Origin of the sequence: Flavobacterium aquidurense, from assembly GCF_001404985.1 — a bacterium.
Taxonomy (GTDB): domain Bacteria; phylum Bacteroidota; class Bacteroidia; order Flavobacteriales; family Flavobacteriaceae; genus Flavobacterium; species Flavobacterium aquidurense_B.
In genome coordinates this window covers 95,706-115,533 of sequence record NZ_JRLF01000014.1, presented here as the reverse complement: position 1 = coordinate 115,533, position 19,828 = coordinate 95,706, and the positions used below count along the sequence as shown (strand labels likewise).

Sequence of the window (19,828 nt, the reverse complement as noted above, 5' to 3'; positions counted from 1 at the left end):
AAAAATCCCGTCCCGAAAAACTTCGGGACGGGATTTTATTATAAATAACCTTAAGCTTGGCTCAGGCTGACATTGAAATTATGCCAACATTGTAACCGGGCTTTCGATGTATTGTTTTAATGTTTGTAAAAATTGAGCGCCAGTTGCACCGTCAATTGTTCTGTGGTCACACGCTAATGATAACATCATTGTGTTTCCTACTACAATCTGACCGTTTTTAACTACTGGTTTCTCAACAATTGCGCCTACAGAAAGGATGGCAGAGTTTGGTTGGTTGATAATTGAATTGAATTCAGTAATACCAAACATTCCAAGGTTAGATACTGTAAAAGTACTTCCTTCCATTTCTTGTGGTCCAAGTTTTTTGTTTTTAGCTCTTCCGGCAAGATCTCTTACTGAAGCACCAATTTGAGATAAACTCATAGCATCTGTAAATTTCAATACAGGAACTACTAATCCGTCTTCAACAGCTACGGCAACACCAATGTTAACGTGGTGGTTGATGATGATAGCATCTTCTTTCCACTGAGAGTTAATTTTTGGATGTTTTTTCAATGCTAAAGCACAAGCTTTAATTACCATATCATTAAAAGATACTTTAGTATCCGGAACAGTATTGATTGTCGCTCTTGCGCCCATTGCTTCGTCCATACTTACTTCGATCACTAAGTTATAGTGAGGTGCAGTAAATAATGATTCAGCCAAACGTTTTGCGATAATTTTACGCATTTGAGAGTTTTTGATCTCTTCGGTGAAAACTTCTCCGGCAGGAACAAATACTTTTGGTGCAGCAGGAGCAGCAGTTTCAGCTTTTGGAGCAGCAGCAGTTGTGGTTGCAGCTGGTTGTGCTTGCGCAGATGGAGTAAAGTTTTCGATATCGCTTTTTACAATACGTCCGTTTTCTCCAGAACCTTTAACCTGAGTTAATTGAATTCCTTTGTCAGAAGCGATTTTCTTTGCTAATGGTGAAGCTAAAATTCTTCCTCCATTTGATGAAGTTTCAGCAACAGCTTCTGTAGCTTTTTCAGCAGCAGGAGCAGCTTTTTCTTCAGTTCCAGGAGCACTTGTAGTTCCTCCGGCAGTATAATTGTCTGCAATTCCTGTAATGTCAGTTCCTGCAGGTCCAATAATAGCTAATAAACTATCAACTGGTGCAGTATTTCCTTCCTGAATTCCAATATATAATAATGTTCCTTCATTGAAAGACTCAAACTCCATAGTAGCTTTGTCAGTTTCAATTTCAGCAAGAATATCACCTTCGGCAACAGCATCACCTACTTTTTTCAACCAGGTTGCTACAGTTCCTTCTGTCATTGTATCGCTCAAACGTGGCATAGTTACAACTACAACACCTTTTGGTAATTCAGTTGCAGCTTTTGCAGCAGGAGCAGGAGTTTCTGTTTTTGCTTCAGCAGCAGGAGCAGCTTCCGCTTTTGGCGCTTCTGCAGCTGCAGGAGCATCACCACCAGCTAAAAGAGCAGAAATATCTTCTCCTTCGTTACCAATGATTGCTAATAATGAATCAACCGGAGCAGTTTCTCCAGCCTGAATTCCAATATGTAAAAGAGTTCCTTCGTTGAAAGACTCGAATTCCATTGTTGCTTTGTCTGTTTCAATTTCAGCAAGGATATCACCTTCGCTAATTTTGTCGCCTACTTTTTTTAACCAAGTCGCTACCGTTCCTTCCGTCATAGTATCGCTCAAACGAGGCATTGTTACTTTTATCGCCATAATATATTATAGTTTATGAGGTGTAAATGGATAGTCTTCTTGTGCGTATACTACATCGTATAATTGTTGTAATTCAGGATATGGAGATTCTTCAGCGAATTTCACACATTCTTCAACCAGATCTTTAACTCTTTGGTCAATTGCTTCAATTTCTTCTTCTGTAGCATACTTTTGATCCATAATTACATCTAAAACCTGAGTAATCGGGTCAATCTTTTTGTATTCTTCAACTTCTTCTTTAGAACGGTAAAGTTGTGCATCAGACATAGAGTGTCCTCTGTAACGGTACGTTTTCATTTCAAGGAAAGTTGGTCCGTCACCACGACGAGCTCTGTCGATAGCTTCAGTCATTGCTTCAGCCACTTTTACAGGATTCATTCCGTCAACAGGTCCGCAAGGCATTTCGTATCCTAAACCAAGTTTCCAGATGTCAGTGTGATTTGCAGTTCTTTCTACAGAAGTTCCCATTGCATAACCGTTGTTTTCAACGATAAATACAACTGGCAATTTCCATAGCATAGCCATGTTGAAGGCTTCGTGTAATGAACCTTGTCTTGCAGCACCATCACCAAAATAGGTCATAGTAACTCCACCGGTTTCAAAATATTTATCAGCAAAAGCTAAACCAGCTCCTACCGGAATTTGTCCACCTACGATTCCGTGTCCTCCGTAAAAACGGTGTTCTTTAGAGAAAATATGCATAGAACCTCCCATACCTTTAGAGGTTCCTGTTGCTTTTCCTAAAAGTTCAGCCATTACTCGTCTGGGATCAACTCCCATACCAATCGGTTGTACGTGGTTTCTGTAAGCAGTAATCATTTTATCTTTAGTCAGGTCCATAGCGTGCAAGGCACCTGCTAGTACAGCTTCCTGACCATTATATAGGTGTAAAAAACCTCTAACTTTTTGTTGAATGTATAATGCTGCAAGTTTGTCTTCAAACTTTCTCCAAAGCAGCATGTCTTCGTACCACTTTAAATATACTTCTTTTGTAACTTCTTTCATCTGAATTCTTTCTTTTGCTAAAGTTTGTTTGTGTTATCAATTGTTGCCTATAACGCAAAATAGTTTCCTCCCACAAATTTGCGCCCGAAAGGTCGGGATGCAAAAATAAGACATTCCTATTAAGAAGTAAAATTTAAAAGGTACTTTTTGGCTTTTTTTTACAAGAACTTTTTATCAAACATAAATGGGAGCAAATTTTTCAGGGATGCAGATTTATAAACTTCGCCTATTTCGCCCATAAAAAAGATTTCTATAGGGGTGTCTTGCCTGATTTCGTATTCTGCAATAGATTGTCGGCATGAACCACAAGGCGGAATTGGCGCCGTAGTCTGATTAGTGTCTGAAGCTGCTGTAATAGCCATTTTTAAGATTTTGGCTTCAGGGTAAATACTTCCGGCATGAAAAATAGCGACTCTTTCTGCGCATAATCCAGATGGGTAAGCAGCATTTTCCTGATTTGATCCCAGAACTATTTTTCCGTTATCTAATAATAAAGCTGCTCCAACTCTAAATTGTGAATATGGGGCATAAGCTTTTTTACGAACTTCAACAGCCTGATTCATTAAGTCCTGGATGTCTTGTGCAAGTTCTTGTAAGCTGTCGTAAACTATAAAGGATGATGTTATGCTAATTTCTTTCATTTGTTTTTAAGGGAAAAAAAATCCAAATTCCTAAAAAATAGAAATTTGGATTGTTATTGTTTTATTGTATTATCTGTTTAATAAACTTCGTATTTGTCGCCAAAGTTAAAGGTTAAAGAAAAGCGAAGTGTATTTTCTAAAGGATTTTTAATTTTTGATGTTGAAAATAAATAAGAAACATCAACTTTTACGATGTTATATTTAAATCCGGCTCCTAAAGAGAAAAATTGTCTTGCTCCTTTTTCAGGACTTTCGTGAAAGTATCCGGCTCTTAATGCAAAAGCATCCTGATACATATATTCTGCACCTACACTATAGGTAATTTCTTTTAATTCTTCGCTGAAACCACCCGGAGCATCTCCAAAAGATTTAAAAATTCCGGAAACCCATCCAATGTTATTGTAGTTTTTGAAGTTTGTTGCATCTGCCTGTTCTTGCGAAATATCTCCAACATCATTATAATCTCCATCTCCATTAGCATCTACCGGAGTTCCTGGTCCCGGAGGAGTTGGTACTAAAAGTTTGGTAAATTCCACGCTAAGTGCTACTTTATTATAGTCGTCTAATATAAAATCAAACCCACCACCTAATCTAAGATTTGCCGGTAAAAAGTTAGAACTTAAATCATCGTTGTCGTAGCTTATTTTCTGACCCATATTTTGCATGTTAAAACCACCTCTCCATCTTCCGTTGAAGTCTGAATAAGCGATTTCTTCAGATTGGTAGAATCCTGCAATGTCTACGGCAAAAGTACTTGCTGCTGAAGCGTCTACATCTTCTGAAGCAATTTTCAGGTTTGAGCGAATGTATCTTGCAGCAACTGCCATTGAGAATTTTTCGCTTAGTTTCAAAGAATAGGAACCATCCAGCGCAAATTCGTTTGGAGAAACGATCCTTGCGGCCTCGTTTGGATCTCCTGTTGTTCTTAGCTCGATATCTCCAAAACCAAAATAACGAAAACTAGTTGCAAAAGCACTTCGTTCATTAATTTTGTTGTAATAAGTAACTTGTCCAAGAGAAATATCATTGGCTAAGTCTGTTAAATAAGGAGTGTAGCTTAGAGAGAAGCCTTGCTTGTCTACTGAAAAAGCATATTTTGCAGGATTCCATTGCTGAGAGTAAGCATCAGCTGATGTGGCGACACCCTGATCAGCTAAACCTGCTGCTCTGGCATCTGCTGCAACTAATAAAAAAGGGACTCCTGTGGTAATAGGTCGATTTTCCTGAGCCTGTACTTTAAAAAGAATAAAAGAACAAATTAAAAGTAGTGATATTTTTTTCATTTAGGGAACTTAATGGTATTTAGATTACAAATATATATATAATTATAATATGACAAGCTTTTCGTATTTTTCTGCCTTTTTATTTGTCAAATTAGATTTGACGGTAAGTTTATAAATATAAACTCCTTTGCCTATTCTGTCGCCAAAATCATCTTTTCCGTCCCAGGTTATTTCTCTGGATAAAAAGCCTTCTGTTGTGACAACCTGATTTTTTGTCCATACTACTTTTCCGGTAATTGTCATAACCTGAACCTGAACATCTAAGGGTTCGTAAGGCCTGTTGTGTGAAAACCAAAATTGGGTATAGGTCGAAAATGGATTAGGGTAATTAAGAACGTGTGTTAATGTCAGGGACTCGTCTCCAACAACTATAAATTGTATCTCACTTGTCACGGGATTATTATAAACATCCCATGCAGTGAACGTTATTGTATGCATTCCTGCGGCTAAATTTCTTAACGGAAATCGTAAATTTCCATTCGTATAATCGTCTAATTTAGTTTGGTAGTAATCATTTAAAATGTAAGGATTGCTTACATCTCCATCTAGAATTGCTACAATATCATGTCCGATTCCGCTTGCTGTATTGATTCCGTTTTCATCTTCAAGAAATGCTAATAAAAATGGGGATTCATTGGTAATTCCACCTGATACAAAAGTTTCATCATTCATATATAACTTAACTTTTGGATTTATATTGTCCTGAGGAGCATTTTCATTTATTCCACCAATTTTTATAGTGGTATTATAGCCTGATTGATTCTCCTGAAGCTGATTTTTTTTCGAATAAAAACTGATTCGGCCAAAATCAACAGGAACACGGATGTCGCGGGGTACAACAAAGCTAAATTCAAATTGACCGTTGGTTACTGATGCATTTCCTCTAAAGATAGTTTCTCCCAGAATTTTGAATGACATTGCAGGGCTATAACCATCATTATTTAGGGTGGTAGTTGTGATTAATTTGTCGAAAATTGCAGTTGATAGTTCGCCATTGTAATTGCTTAAAAGAGTATTGTTCTCATCTGTAATTTCGCCGGTAATTTTAATTTTTGATAAAGATTTAAAATCCGGAATCGCTTGAGAAATCACAATATCATTTACTTTTGTTAAATTAATTCTTGGTTTCGGAATTGCCAGCATTAAAGCAGGATCTCCCAAATAAAAAATAACATTACTGGCAGAACTCGGATTTTCGTTTTTAGAAATTCGCAGTGCTTCTGCAATAGTAGTATATTGATTGGAGCCGTATGAGAATAAATTTTTGCTTAGGCTGTCATTAAAATCTTCTGCATTGTATTGTCCAATGGCACGAATGGTGGTCAACATTGAAATTGCGCCGCCTTTTGGGTTCCAAAATGTATATTCTCCGGCTGTTGGTCTTGTTGGATCATCAAATCGGGAAAATTCGCAGGTAATAGTAATAAATAAAGGATATTTGTATTGATTGTTTAGGTTTTGCCCGTCTGATTTTTCCCAAATTCGCTCACTTGCCAATCCATCTTCACCACCGTGTCCCAGGTAATTAAATACCAAAGCGCCTTTTTCGAAAGCGTTAAATAAATCTGTTCTGGCTTTAGGATATCTCGATCCTCCGGCAGAAGCTTCTTGTGTATAAGAATCCAGAATGATTTTATCCATGTTGAAAAAAGGTTTCTCAGTAGATATTTTATCGGCAAGATTGTTTTGATGAGATTGTATGGTTATATCTGAAGCTTTATCAGAATCGTCGCTGACCATAACGATATTATTTCTCCAGTTTCCATAAGATTTTGGGTCGTGATATTCCAGAACCTTGTTTACGATTTCGGCAGCTTGCGAATTATCAGAAACCAACATTCGGCCAACAGCAATGTCGATTCCACCAAAAGGATAAACAACGACGCCTTCGTCAGCATCCATTAATCCATAAAAATCATCAGAAGCAAATGAAGCCTCGCCCGTAGTGTTACTAATTACGGATTGATATATAGGTACAATATTATTGTTATTTGTGATTCGGTTTTTGTAATCGAATGAAGCGTCTCCAAATAAATTTAAATATTTTATTCTCTTATCCGGTGAGGATGCATTATTATAAATGTATTTAATGCAGTTTCTGATTGCAGCAATGTCTTGTTTTCCTGAAGAAAATTCCTGATAGATACTTTCTAATGTGATTACTTTTACATTCAAATTAGAGTAGGTACGATGAAAACTCGCTAATTTTTCGGCTTGAGAAACTAAAAATTTTGGAGTTACAATTACATAATCAATATCCTGAAAGCTGTTTTGGGTGTTTTTGAACAGGCTGCCTTTTAAGTTTTGATTGGTGATTTTTGGCTGACTTTCTTTTAAAGGTGTAAAATAATCAGCAGGATCAATAGCGATATATTTTCTAATTTCTCCTAAAGATGCTTTGAAACTAAAAGTCGACTGATTGCTGTTTTCTATTTTTGATACATTATAGAGGTCTGTAATGTCCCAAATTTGAGAAATTCCTGTAGCGCTGCCTATAGTATAATTTACAATTCCTGCGGTTGAGCCTGCTAAATCATATTGAAATTTAAATTGTTTTCCAGTTCCTAAAAGTTTTCTTTTGGCGGTCAAATTAATATAATCAAGGTATCCTTTTGATCCCGGGACACCATTATTATTATAGGTAAGTTTGATTTTTACGGTTGGAGCTCCTGTAAATGTACTGTTTGAACGGAGTTTTTGAGTGTAGAATTTCTCATCAGAATTCGCTACTAAAGTTGGGAAATTAATATTGTTGATGTTTTGACCGTTTGCAGAAATTGTAAATGAGGTTTGGGTATATGCTGCAGAAGCTGCATTTAATTCTATTTTTACAGGAACTGAAGTTTCAATGTTTGGAAAATTGAACTCAAATTCCTGTTCCTGATTAATATCGAATGATTCTCCAAACCATTGGCGGCCTAAATGCGCAATGTTTGTTTTGTCGATTTCATGAAATTGATAGTCGTCAAAAGTGGTCAGCTCTAAAGTTGTATTTCCTGTTGGTTGATTTATATTTGAAATACGTTTTCCTTCGGCACCATTAACGGTGATGTAGTAATACGATTTTGTGTCGTATAAATTGAGATTAGTCTGGCTTTCAGCGTTCCAGTTCTCAACTCCTTCGGCATAGAAAAGAATGTAATCTTCATTATTAAAGATTCCGTCGCTTTCTCCTATGATTTGAATAGCATTTTCGATCAGGTCTTCGGGATAATAAGTGTTATTGGCTAAAGGAAGCATTTTTCCGCCATTTCCATAAATCTTGATTCTTCTTGGGTCAGTCTTTGCAGGATCAAAACCTAAACTTTGCAGAAAAGATCTGGAAATTTTATAAACTCCTGATTTTTCGACATAAAAACGATACCAGTCGCCGGATGTCAAAACCGAATTGTAAACTGAATTTGTTTTTTGAAATGAGGATGCATTACTGCTTTTTGATGTAGAAGTGGTTGTGGAATAAGAAAATGATTTAATTCGTTTAAAACTATTTCCTTCCTTTATTATAGGTGACAAAAACAAAAAAGTTTGTCTTTTATCTCTTGAATTAGTTATTTTTAATGCTTCGTTTGGCGTTTCAGGAATGTTTTCAATTGCTAAATCCCCTAATTCTGTAAGTGAAATTGATTCGTATACTATGTTCGTAATTTGTATAGAATTGCTGTTCGAATAGCCTGATTCGTTCAGGTTAAGCAATAACGTTATGCTTTTTTTAGTAGTATCATATCTAAAACTGCCTCCGGAGAAGTATGGGATTTTTATTTTTAAATCACCAAAACTCATTTCTTTTTTATTTTGCCAATCTATTGTAAACTCCCTGTTTATCTGGGAAAAGGAGATAAAAGGAAGTAAAAAAAGATATAAGATTAAGGCTTGTTTCATCAGTAAATAAATCGGTTTTAAATTAAAAATATTTTAGTAAGTAAAAATATAGTATTTCATGTTATAGTAAATAATAAAAAGTATATTTTTGCGTTCGTAACTATAGGTTATTTTCTGGTAAAAAACAGCTAAATAAAATTATTAGAACAGATGTTGCTAATTAAATGTTAATTATTATATTGCAGCACCTAAATTTATCACCTAAGAATGAGTATGAAAGTAAACAAAATTGTAGTCTTGCAATTAATGATGTCAATGGTATTGATGTTGGGCACGGCTAGTTGTAGCAAAAAATCGAGTTCCAGTCACGCTTCCAGAGCAACTGGTTGGGATGTAGATAGTCAGAATGGAACTGCTGCCAGAAATGCAGGAAAAAAACAACAGGCTGGTCCTGGTTTAGTTTTTGTTGAGGGAGGTACATTTACTATGGGTAAAGTACAAGATGATGTTATGCACGATTGGAATAACACACCTACTCAACAGCACGTTCAGTCATTCTATATGGATGAAACTGAAGTTACAAATGGTATGTACTTAGAATACCTGGAGTGGTTAAAGAAGGTTTTCCCTCCAACAGAAGAGAATTACAAAAATATTTATGAAGGTGCATCTCCGGATACACTTGTATGGAGAAATCGTTTAGGATATAACGAAACGATGACTAATAACTATTTAAGACACCCATCTTATGCCAACTATCCTGTAGTAGGTGTAAACTGGATTCAGGCAGTTGAATTTAGTAAATGGAGAACTGATCGTGTAAACGAAGCTGTCTTAGAGAAAAACGGTTACCTTAAAAAAGGTGCTAAAACACAAGACGTTAGCGCTGAAAGTTTGTTTAACACAGAAGCTTATGTTGCTTCTCCAAGTACTACTTATGGTGGTAATGAAGAACTTGTGTTAAAGAAAAACCCTAACGGTAGAAAACCAAAAGCTGGAAAAGATGGTGTAGTGCCAGAAGAGAAAAATGTTTACGCACAACGTTCTTCAGGGGTTATCTTGCCAGAATACAGACTTCCTACTGAAGCAGAATGGGAGTATGCTGCAGCTGCAGATGTTGGACAAAGAGAATACAATATATATAAAGGACAAAAGAAATATCCTTGGTCCGGAGATTATACACGTTCATCTAAACGTAAAAACAAAGGAGATCAATTGGCTAACTTTAAACAAGGAAACGGTGATTACGGTGGAATTGCAGGTTGGTCTGATGATGGTGCAGATATTACAAATGCTGTAAAAAGCTATGCTCCTAATGATTTTGGATTATACGATATGGCTGGAAACGTAGCCGAATGGGTTGCCGATGTTTACAGACCTATTATTGATAATGAAGCAAATGATTTTAACTACTTTAGAGGAAATCAATATGCTAAAAACAAAATTGGTAAAGATGGTAAAATTGAAATTATCACTAAAGATAACATTCAATACAAAACCTTAAGTAACGGTAAAAAAGTTGCAACAAACTTACCAGGAGAAATTGCTCAGGTTCCAGTTGATGAAAATGAAACTTATTTGAGACAAAACTTCAGTACAAGTGATAACATCAACTATAGAGATGGTGATAAACAATCATCTAAATATTTTGATTTTGGAGACGAGTCAGAATCTAAAGCGGATCATTCAATGTATAATGCTCCTAAACATAATGTAACAACAGATAGTTTAGGTCAGATGGTTAGAAAATATGACAACTCTAGTAAACGTACAACGTTTATCGATGATAACGTAAGAGTTTACAAAGGTGGTTCTTGGAGAGATAGAGCTTACTGGTTAGATCCAGCTCAAAGAAGATATTTCCCTCAAGATATGGCAACAGATTATATCGGATTTAGATGTGCAATGTCAAGAGTAGGTGCAAAAGCTGAAAAAAGAAAATCGCCTAGAAACTAAGTCTTAGAAATTTTAATATAAAAAGTTCCAAATTCCAAAAGCTGAATATTCAGTATGGAATTTGGAACTTTTTTATTGTTTTTTTCTATTTTTATGACCAATAAAAATTTTTATAAATGAATATTCAAGACATTCATAACTTGTTTTTGCAGTGCAAATCAGTTTCAATAGATACTAGAAAAATTGAAAAGGATTCTATGTTTTTTGCGATTAAAGGCGATAATTTTGACGCCAATACTTTTGCTGCTAAAGCATTGGAATTAGGAGCTCTGTTCGTTATTATTGATGATGCTTCATATGCTATTGACGAGAGAACTATTCTTGTTGAAAATAGTTTAGAATCATTACAGGAATTAGCAAAATTTCATCGCGCTTATCTAAAGCTGCCAATAATTGCCCTGACTGGAAGTAATGGCAAAACGACCACAAAGGAATTAATCAATGTAGTAATATCTAAAAAATACAAAACCAAAGCTACTTTAGGTAATTTAAACAACCATATTGGAGTTCCGTTGACTTTGCTGTCTTTTACCAAAGAAACTGAAATAGGTATTGTTGAAATGGGAGCAAATCACAAAAAAGAAATTGAATTTTTATGTGAAATTGCCCAACCGGATTATGGCTATATTACCAATTTCGGAAAGGCACATTTAGAAGGTTTTGGCGGTGTTCAGGGGGTAATCGAGGGTAAAAGCGAGATGTATCAATATCTGGCAAAGAATAATAAAGTAGCCTTTGTAAATTTAGAAGATCCAATACAGATTGAAAAATCCACAAGTATTAAATCTTTTACTTTTGGGGTTAATAATGCGACAGCTGATGTAAATATCAAAAATATAAAAGCGAACCCTTTTGTTGTAATCGACTATGATAATTTTAGTGTAGAATCGCATTTAATAGGCTTATACAACGCTAATAATATTAATGCTGCAGTTGCTATAGGACATTATTTTAAAGTAGACGAAAAGGATATAAAAGTAGCAATCGAAAATTATATACCGGAGAACAACAGGTCGCAATTGTTAAGAATTGGTTCAAATCAGATTATTCTGGATGCATACAATGCTAATCCTAGTAGTATGGCAGTTGCAATAACAAATTTCCTTCAACTTGAGAATCAGAATAAAATAATGATTTTGGGTGATATGTTTGAGTTAGGAAATGAAAGTCATCAGGAGCATAAATTAATTGTTGATTCTTTAGTAAATCAGGATAAATCGATGTGTTATCTTATAGGTAAATCATTTTATGACAATAAGATCGTTAAAGATAATATTCATTTTTTTGAAACTTTTGATGCTTTTGTCGCTTATCTTAAAACAATTCATTTTAATGAAAATACAATTTTAGTAAAAGGCTCAAGAGGAATGGCCCTGGAGCGAACATTAGAATTTATTGAATAGTAATAATGAGTATTTAAATAAAAACAAAGCCTTCCGAATCGCCGGAAGGCTTTGTTTTTATTTAAATACTCATTAAGAAACCAATTAGATTTTCTTTCTTGTTCAGTCCTAGTTTTTTTCTTAAACGATAGCGCGCTAACTCGACACCTCCGGTTGAAATATTCATAATTTCGGCTATTTCTTTTGTCGACATATTCATTAATAAATAAGTAGATAAATCCAGTTCGCGTGGTGATATAGTTGGATATTTTTCTTTTAATCTCTTTAGAAATTCAAAATGAACGTTCTTGATGTGTTTTTCTAAGTCTTTCCAGCTTTTATCTGTATTTACCTCCTTTACAATACTTTTGTGCAATTTATTGAATTCGAATTTGGTCGAATCATCTAATATATTTGTATCAATATCTTTTAGTTTGTGAATAATTCCGTTTAGAATCTTATTTTTCTTAACTACCTGTAATGAATTGTTTACTAATTCTTTGTCTTTTGCCAGGATTTTTATTTGAAGTTTATCGCTTTTTAACTTCTCGATTTCTTTTTCAAGTTCATGTTGTTCATGTCTGATTTTTGATTCTTTTTCCAGATATAATCTTCTTTGCTCAATTGTTTCATAATATCTGTTTTTTCTAATTTTCAATTTAATTCGGTTAGAAATGATGTAAACTGATGTGATCAGTAAAATGATATAAACTAAATAAGCTAAAAAATGCCTGTACCATGGCGGTGAAACGATAAAAGTAATTTCAGAGACATCAGATTCTATACCATAACTATTTTTAGCCTTAAGTTTCATGATATAAGTGCCCTCTCGCAAGTTGGTATATTCTTTTATAGAAAGTGCTGACCAACTGCGCCAATTCTCCTCAAAAGGTTCTAATTTGTATGAATATGTTACGTTTTCCTGATTTTCATATGTAGGTGAAGAAAAGGTAAATTTAACATGATTCGAGCTGTAAGGAACTGTGTATATTTGCTCATTATCTGGTATATTACCCGTTAAAATTGTATCTCCCGGAAACGAAAAACTTTCTATAAATACTTTAGGTTTTGTTATAAATGTATTCGAAATTTTAGAATCATAATGAGTCAGTCCATCTGTTAATCCGATAAAAATATTTTCAGGGTCAATTGTGTTTACAGAAATATAGTTGTTTACCAGATTTCCGGACAGGTTAGAAAATGGAGCTTGTTTTTTTATAAAATTTCCATTTTTATTCTTCGTTAAAACACCCAAAGATTCATTAAAAGCATACCATAAACTACCTTGAGAATCTTCTATTAAAGTATTAATAGTTGGAATGTCCTTAAAAAGTGCAGTTATTTTTTTGTCTTCAAAAAAAGTTCCCTGCTCCTTAGAAAATCGGTAGAAATGATTTTTTGTCTGAAAATAAACTTTATTATTTATCTTTTGAAGACTCCCAATTCCGGGATATAAAGGATTGATGTCTTTGTGTTTTTTGATATAGACAAATTTCTTTAAATCTTCAGATAAAGTCATCTGGTAGAGAAAAGGATCTTTTTTTAGCCATAAATAGTTTTCATCCAATTCTATCGAAAATGTATTTGTGGTTTCGTCAAATCCTGAAACCTGATGTGAATATTCAAATCCTGAAGCTGTCTTTTTAAAAATAGTAAATCCGTTATAACTTTCTCCTATAATATAGTTATCATGATTGGGTATCTTCTTAAAACCAAAATATCCTTTTGTATCGAGTTTTTTAGAGACTTTATTTTGATCAATAACTAATGCTCCGCTATTACTGGCGCAAATAAGTACTCTATTTAAAACTTGAATATTCCAGGCTTGCGAAATCGTTCCTTCTACTCTTATAAAAGGACTGTCTTTAAAAGGATTATTCCAGGAATGATAAAATAATCCTTGATTTGTAGCTACATATAGATTTCCATTGTAAATAGTCGAAGCATATACGGTACCTATATTATAACTGTAATCGAAATAGGAGAAAGGAGAATTTTCGTTAATAAAAGTGATACCGTTATCTAATCCTAACCAAATATTGTTTTTGTTATCAATGAAGGATGTTAAGATGGTATTGTTCTGAAGTCCTTTTTGGCGATTTAAATGTTGAATTATTTTTCCCTTTAAATCGCAAATTATAACACCGTCTAAAACAGAGTTAAGTACAATAAACCTTCCTTTTATTATAGAACCCCCAAGTGATGTGTTTTTTTTGATAAAAGCATTGGCTTCCGTTTCCCAGGGCTGAACAGATTTGCCATCGGATATAAATAATCCTTTTTCTAAGGTTGCCAGTAACATTTTATTGTTTGGTAAAGGAAATACGGACCAGATTTCTTTGTCATTAAATACAGTTGTTCCTTCTATTTGTTTTAATTTTTGATTTTTGTACTCAAGAATACCCAATGATTTGTCCTGGAAATAAAGATGATTGTTTACCAAAAATGAAAACTGAAATTTTGTTGGGGCATTTATAACTCTTAGTTTGTTATTTTTTAAGAAGAATACTTTTGTGAAGGATTGAAAAATTACCTCACCATTAAAGATGTGTATTCTCCAAATCAGGTTTATGTTTTGTTTGTCTTTTTTTTCGACTAAATCAGAAAGAGAATGATATTTTAAATTGCCTTTTTCATCATTCTGAAAATAACCAAATTCATTATTTCCTCCCACAAAAATTTTCCCTGCAGCATCTATTTTTAAACTTCTTATTTCGGTTTGAGTAGGAAGAGAAAATTTATGCCAGCTTGAGCCATCAAATTGTATCAGGCCATTATTATTTGCAAAATACATATTGCCTTTTCTATCCTGATCTATACTCCAATTTTGAGTCCCACCGCGGTAATCAGCTCTTTTATAATTTTTAATTCCAGGCAAACCTATATCTTTTACCTGAGCAATACCAATACTATGTAAGAAAATAATTATAATTAGTGTAAAAAATGTATTTATGAATTTCATAAAATTTATAATGTATTTTTATTAGAAATGTTTTATAAAGAGTTTTATTTTTTAATTATTTATTTGCAATCTTGCCTTTTCACAGAATTATTTTGAATATATCATGAAAATGTTATTATTTTATAAATGTAGTGTTTATTTTTTTACTTAACATTTTTATAACAATATATTATTTCATTTAAAATATTAAAAATCAATAATTTAAAAATAATTTGATGTGTTTTTGTAGCGTATTAAAATAAGCTTTGATGTGTTTTTGTAATGAAATTTTATTGTTGATAGTAAAAATTTAACTTTATTATTGCATCAAATTACTAATTAATTAACCAAAATTTTTAGAAAAATGAAATTAACAAAATTACTTATTTTTTGTATTTCGTCTCTACTGTTTTCAGTTATCGCAATGGCACAGGATGTTACGGTAAGCGGAACAATTAATGATGAAAGTGGATTACCCGTCCCTGGGGCAACAATTTTAATTAAGGGTACAAGTAAAGCGACAGCTTCTGACTTTGATGGAAAATTTCAAATTACAGTTCCTTCAAACGGAACTTTAACTGTTAGCTTTGTAGGATACGTAACTGTTCAGGAACCGGTAAACGGAAGAACAAAACTTGAAATTAAATTGCGTCCTGAATCTCAATCATTAAATGAGGTTGTAGTAGTAGGATATGGTACTCAAAAGAAAAGTGTTGTTACAGGAGCAATATCAAGTGTAAAAGCAAAAGACTTAGAAAGTTTACCTATAACAAGAGTAGAACAAGCTTTACAAGGTAGAGTTTCAGGAGTTTCTATTGCTGCAAATGCAGGTCAGCCTGGATCAGCTTCTACAATACGTATTCGTGGTTTTACTACGTTGAACAATAATGATCCGTTATGGGTTGTTGATGGTGTTGTTGTAGATAACGGTGGAATTGGATATTTGAATCAATCAGATATTGAATCTATCGAGGTATTAAAAGATGGTGCTTCTGGAGCTATTTATGGTTCTCGTGCTGCTGCTGGGGTTATCTTGGTAACAACTAAAAAAGGGAAAGCAGGTAAAATTTCTGTAAATTATACAGGATATGCCGGAACGTCTCAGGCAGCAAAAAAATTAGACTTGTTAGATGCTTCTCAGTATGTAACAATTATGAATGAGGCTTATACAAATGGTGGAAAGCCGGCACCTTTTGCTACGAACACTAATTATGGCAAAGGAACAGATTGGCAGGATGCTATTTTTAACAATCATGCACAGCGTATTTCTCACGAATTAAGTTTTAGTGGTGGTAATGATGTTTCTACATTCTATATGTCTTTTGGATTAACTGATCAGGAAGGTATTATTACTACTGATATTTCTAATTACAACAGAAAAAATATCCGATTAAACTCTAATCATAAAATTGGAAAATACATTAAAATTGGTCAGACTTTAGGATATTCTAACGAAAAAACTGTTGGTATCGGAAATACAAATGACGAATTTGGAGGGCCATTGGCATCAGCAATCAACTTAGATCCATTGACTCCAATGATTGAAACTGATCCTTCTAAAACCGGACCAGGTTCTATATATGCAAATCCAAATACGCTTAAAGATGCAAATGGAAATTACTATGGTATTTCGACTATTGTAACTCAGGAAAACACAAACCCATTAGCATATACTCAGACAAGATTAGGAAATAATGATTTTTCTGAAAATTTTGTTGGGAATATTTTTGTTGAAGCTGAAATTTTGCCAGGTTTAAAATTCAGATCTACAGCGGGTGCTAAATTAGCGTACTATGGTTCTGATAACTTTACTCCGGTATACTTCTTAAACGGAGCTACAAAAAGAGATAAAAATGAATTATTCAGATCTTACAAAAAATCATTTAGCTGGAACTGGGAGAATACTTTAAACTATGCTAAAAAATTTGGAGACCACAACTTCAGTATTTTATTAGGTAAAGGTACTTATGTAGATAACATTACATCTGGTAATGATGCTACTTACCAGGGAATTCCTGCAACAACACATGCTGAGGCTTCTTTTAACGTAGATATTCCTCTTGCTGATAAATTTGTTAATGCTTATAATTCATTAGCTGTTGAGCATAGAGTTGAGTCTATTTTCTCAAGATTAAACTATGATTACAAAGAGAAATACATTTTTACAGGTATTCTTCGTCGTGATGGTTCTACAAGATTTGGACCTAACAATAAATACGGAACATTCCCTTCTGTATCTCTTGGATGGGTACCTTCTAAAGAAGGATTCTGGAAAGAAAATAATGTTGTAAACAACTTAAAAATTAGAGGAGGTTACGGAGTTACAGGAAATGATTCATCTCCGGATTTCTTATACCTTTCTACTATTGGAAATAAAAGAAATTATACAATTGGCGGAACTCCTGCTACAGGACAAAGTCCAAACGCAATTGCAAATCCTGATTTGAAATGGGAAGAAACAAAACAAGTAAACATTGGTTTTGAAAGTACACTTTTTCATGATTTTAATTTCAGTATCGATTTATTCAACAAAAAAACATCTGGTATCTTAATGAAAGTGCCAATTCCTGGATTCGTTGGAGCAAGTGGAGACACTTATGCAAACTTAGCTGACATGCAAAATAAAGGTATTGATGTTGAGTTAGGATACCGTAAAAAAATTGGAGCATTAAACCTTTCATTAAACGGAAACTTCTCTTATATCAAAAATGAAATTACTTATATAGATAAAGGAGTGAATTTTATCGCAGGTGATGAAACAGTACAATCGACTTCTTATGAAATTAACAGAACTCAGGTTGGTCAGGCTTATAACTCATTCTACGGATTTAAAACAGCTGGAGTTTTCCAGAGTGTTGATGAAGTAAATGCATATAAAAATGCTTCAGGAGGATTAATTCAGCCAAATGCTAAACCAGGAGATTTCCGTTGGCAAGACATAAACGGTGACGGTAAAATTGATGGTAACGATAGAGATTTCTTAGGAACTTCATTACCTAAATTTACTTACGGTTTAACTTTAAACGTAGACTATAAAGGATTTGACTTATTAGTTTTTGGTCAGGGTGCAGGCGGAAACATGATTTATCAAGGTTTAAGAAGACTTGATATTACTAATGCAAATTACCAGACTGAAGTATTAGGTCGTTGGACAGGACCGGGATCAACAAATTCTTATCCTAGAGTTACTGTAGATGATACTAACAAAAACTTTAGCAATCCATCAAATTTCAATTTAGAAAAAGGTGATTTCTTCAGATTCAAAACAATTCAGGTTGGATATTCATTTCCACAAGATTGGATAGACAGTATTTCGTTAACGAAAGTAAGACTTTACCTAACTGGAGAGAACTTATTCACTATTACAAAATATACTGGATTTGATCCTGAAATTGGAGGACCTACAACAGCTGGGATGAACAATGTACAAGGTGTTGACAGAGGTTTTTATCCTCAGGCAAAATCGTACATGTTAGGAGTTAATTTGCAATTTTAATTAAAAAAATAAAATATTATGAAACTTATAAGTTTTAAACAATCATTTATCGCTTTTGGAGTGTTATTGACACTTGCATCGTGCGATACCGATGAAAAGTTAGAGGTAAAAGGAGATGGTGTCGTACTTGAAGATAATTTTTACAGAAACGAAACAGAAGCTTATTCCGGTTTAGTAGCTGCTTATGATAAATTGGGTAAATACGCCGGAGCGATGGAAAACGCACCGTTATTATTCTTAAATTCTGCATCAGATGATTTCTTTGCAGGAGGAGGAGGAGCCGGTGATCAGCCAGGTCTTCAGGTAGCGTCAAACTATTCTATAACACCAACTAATATTCCACCGGCAATCTGGGCAAATTATTATAAAGGTGTTTCCAGATGTAATATCATGATCGTAAAACTTCCAGCAATCCCTATGGATGAGACTAAAAAAGCAAGATTCATGGCAGAGGTAAAAGCTTTACGTGCTTACTACTATCTTGATCTGGTTAGAATGTTTAAGAATGTACCTTTAATATTAAAACCACTGGGAAGAAACGAAATTCCGGAAGTTTTACAGGCTAAGCCAGAGGAAGTATATGCTCAAATCGAAAAAGATTTAAATGAAGCAATTCCAAACTTGCCAATTACATTACCAGTTAATGAATTAGGACGTTTGACAAAAGGTGCTGCAACGGCACTTTTAGGAAAAGCATATCTATATGATAACAAAAAAACTGAAGCTGCTGCACAATTTGCTTTAGTAAATGGTACTCCGGGACAAACAAGCAGTTTTGGATATAAATTAATGTCTGATTTTCGTCAATTGTGGGATAAACAACATGAGTTTAACTCAGAATCCATTCTTGAAATTAGTTATTCAGATAAATCAAATGCTGACTGGAGTAATTTTGAAGTAAATGGTGATGATGAAGGTAACGTTGCTGCTCAATTAATGGGTATTAGAGATTATTCAAGAAAAGCAGCCGGAGTTACTGCCGGTTTACCGGACTATATTAATGGTTGGGGATTCATGGTTGTTACTAAGGATCTGGAAGCTGCTATGAAAGGTGATCCTCGTTATGCCTCTACTATTTTTGATGCTGGTACTGCAAGAGGAAGTGGAAATGATGATCCAAACGGACTTTTAAAATATACTGACAGTTACAATGAAACAGGATTTCACTTTATAAAATATGCACCTGTTAACGAAGATATTAAAGCTGCAAACCCATTCCTGAACTTTGGTATTAATACATACGTAATTCGTTTGGCTGATACTTATTTGATGGAAGCAGAAGCTTTAGGAGGAACAGGAGCAAGAGCTCAGGAACTTTTAGATCAAGTAAGAAAGAGAGTTGGTCTGTCACCAGTACCAGTTTCGTTGGCTGCTATATATGCTGAAAGAAGATTAGAACTTGCAGGAGAAGGACACCGTTGGTATGACTTAGTAAGAACAGGTCAGGCAGCAACTAAACTTGCTTTCAAAGGATTTGCTGCTAATAAAAATGAAGCCTTCCCAATTCCTTACAGTGAATTTAATAATACTAAAATGGTTCAAAACCAAGGATATAATTAATATCTATAAGAATA

The 19,828-nt window shown here is 34.1% G+C and carries 10 protein-coding genes; 4 read left to right on the top strand and 6 right to left on the bottom strand.

Annotated elements, in window-relative coordinates; translation table 11 throughout:
* Window positions 1-78 precede the first annotated feature (78 nt).
* The 5 genes from RC62_RS16020 to porU all read right to left on the bottom strand — a co-directional run bounded on the left by RC62_RS16020 (window position 79) and on the right by porU (window position 8,539).
* Window positions 79-1,731: a dihydrolipoamide acetyltransferase family protein gene (locus RC62_RS16020; protein WP_055097008.1), complete on the bottom strand. Its 1,653-nt coding sequence runs from the start codon at window positions 1,729-1,731 to the stop codon at window positions 79-81.
* A gap of 6 nt (window positions 1,732-1,737) precedes the next feature.
* Window positions 1,738-2,736, bottom strand: a complete 999-nt coding sequence (gene pdhA / locus RC62_RS16015; RefSeq protein ID WP_026983801.1) for a pyruvate dehydrogenase (acetyl-transferring) E1 component subunit alpha — start codon at window positions 2,734-2,736, stop codon at window positions 1,738-1,740.
* Between the two features lie 158 nt (window positions 2,737-2,894).
* On the bottom strand, window positions 2,895-3,377 hold the full coding sequence (gene cdd / locus RC62_RS16010) for a cytidine deaminase (protein WP_055097005.1): 483 nt from the start codon (window positions 3,375-3,377) through the stop codon (window positions 2,895-2,897).
* Window positions 3,378-3,454: 77 nt separating this feature from the next.
* Window positions 3,455-4,660 (bottom strand): type IX secretion system outer membrane channel protein PorV, encoded by a 1,206-nt coding sequence (gene porV / locus RC62_RS16005; RefSeq protein WP_055097004.1) that lies wholly within the window; start codon window positions 4,658-4,660, stop codon window positions 3,455-3,457.
* Window positions 4,661-4,702: 42 nt separating this feature from the next.
* Window positions 4,703-8,539 (bottom strand): type IX secretion system sortase PorU, encoded by a 3,837-nt coding sequence (gene porU, locus RC62_RS16000; protein WP_055097002.1) that lies wholly within the window; start codon window positions 8,537-8,539, stop codon window positions 4,703-4,705.
* A 213-nt stretch (window positions 8,540-8,752) separates the two neighbouring features.
* On the opposite strand from porU, the gene gldJ reads away from it, so the two are divergent.
* Window positions 8,753-10,435, top strand: coding sequence for a gliding motility lipoprotein GldJ (gene gldJ, locus RC62_RS15995; protein WP_055097001.1), 1,683 nt, complete (start codon window positions 8,753-8,755; stop codon window positions 10,433-10,435).
* A 116-nt stretch (window positions 10,436-10,551) separates the two neighbouring features.
* Window positions 10,552-11,838 (top strand): UDP-N-acetylmuramoyl-tripeptide--D-alanyl-D-alanine ligase, encoded by a 1,287-nt coding sequence (locus RC62_RS15990; RefSeq protein ID WP_055096999.1) that lies wholly within the window; start codon window positions 10,552-10,554, stop codon window positions 11,836-11,838.
* 61 nt (window positions 11,839-11,899) lie between these two features.
* On the opposite strand, the gene RC62_RS15985 is transcribed toward RC62_RS15990, so the two are convergent.
* Complete coding sequence (locus RC62_RS15985; protein WP_055096997.1) at window positions 11,900-14,779, bottom strand: triple tyrosine motif-containing protein; 2,880 nt, start codon at window positions 14,777-14,779, stop codon at window positions 11,900-11,902.
* A 343-nt stretch (window positions 14,780-15,122) separates the two neighbouring features.
* On the opposite strand from RC62_RS15985, the gene RC62_RS15980 reads away from it, so the two are divergent.
* Entirely contained in the window at window positions 15,123-18,254 is a 3,132-nt protein-coding gene (locus RC62_RS15980; protein WP_055096996.1) for a SusC/RagA family TonB-linked outer membrane protein, read from the top strand.
* 18 nt (window positions 18,255-18,272) lie between these two features.
* Complete coding sequence (locus tag RC62_RS15975; RefSeq protein ID WP_055096994.1) at window positions 18,273-19,814, top strand: RagB/SusD family nutrient uptake outer membrane protein; 1,542 nt, start codon at window positions 18,273-18,275, stop codon at window positions 19,812-19,814.
* Window positions 19,815-19,828 lie beyond the last annotated feature (14 nt).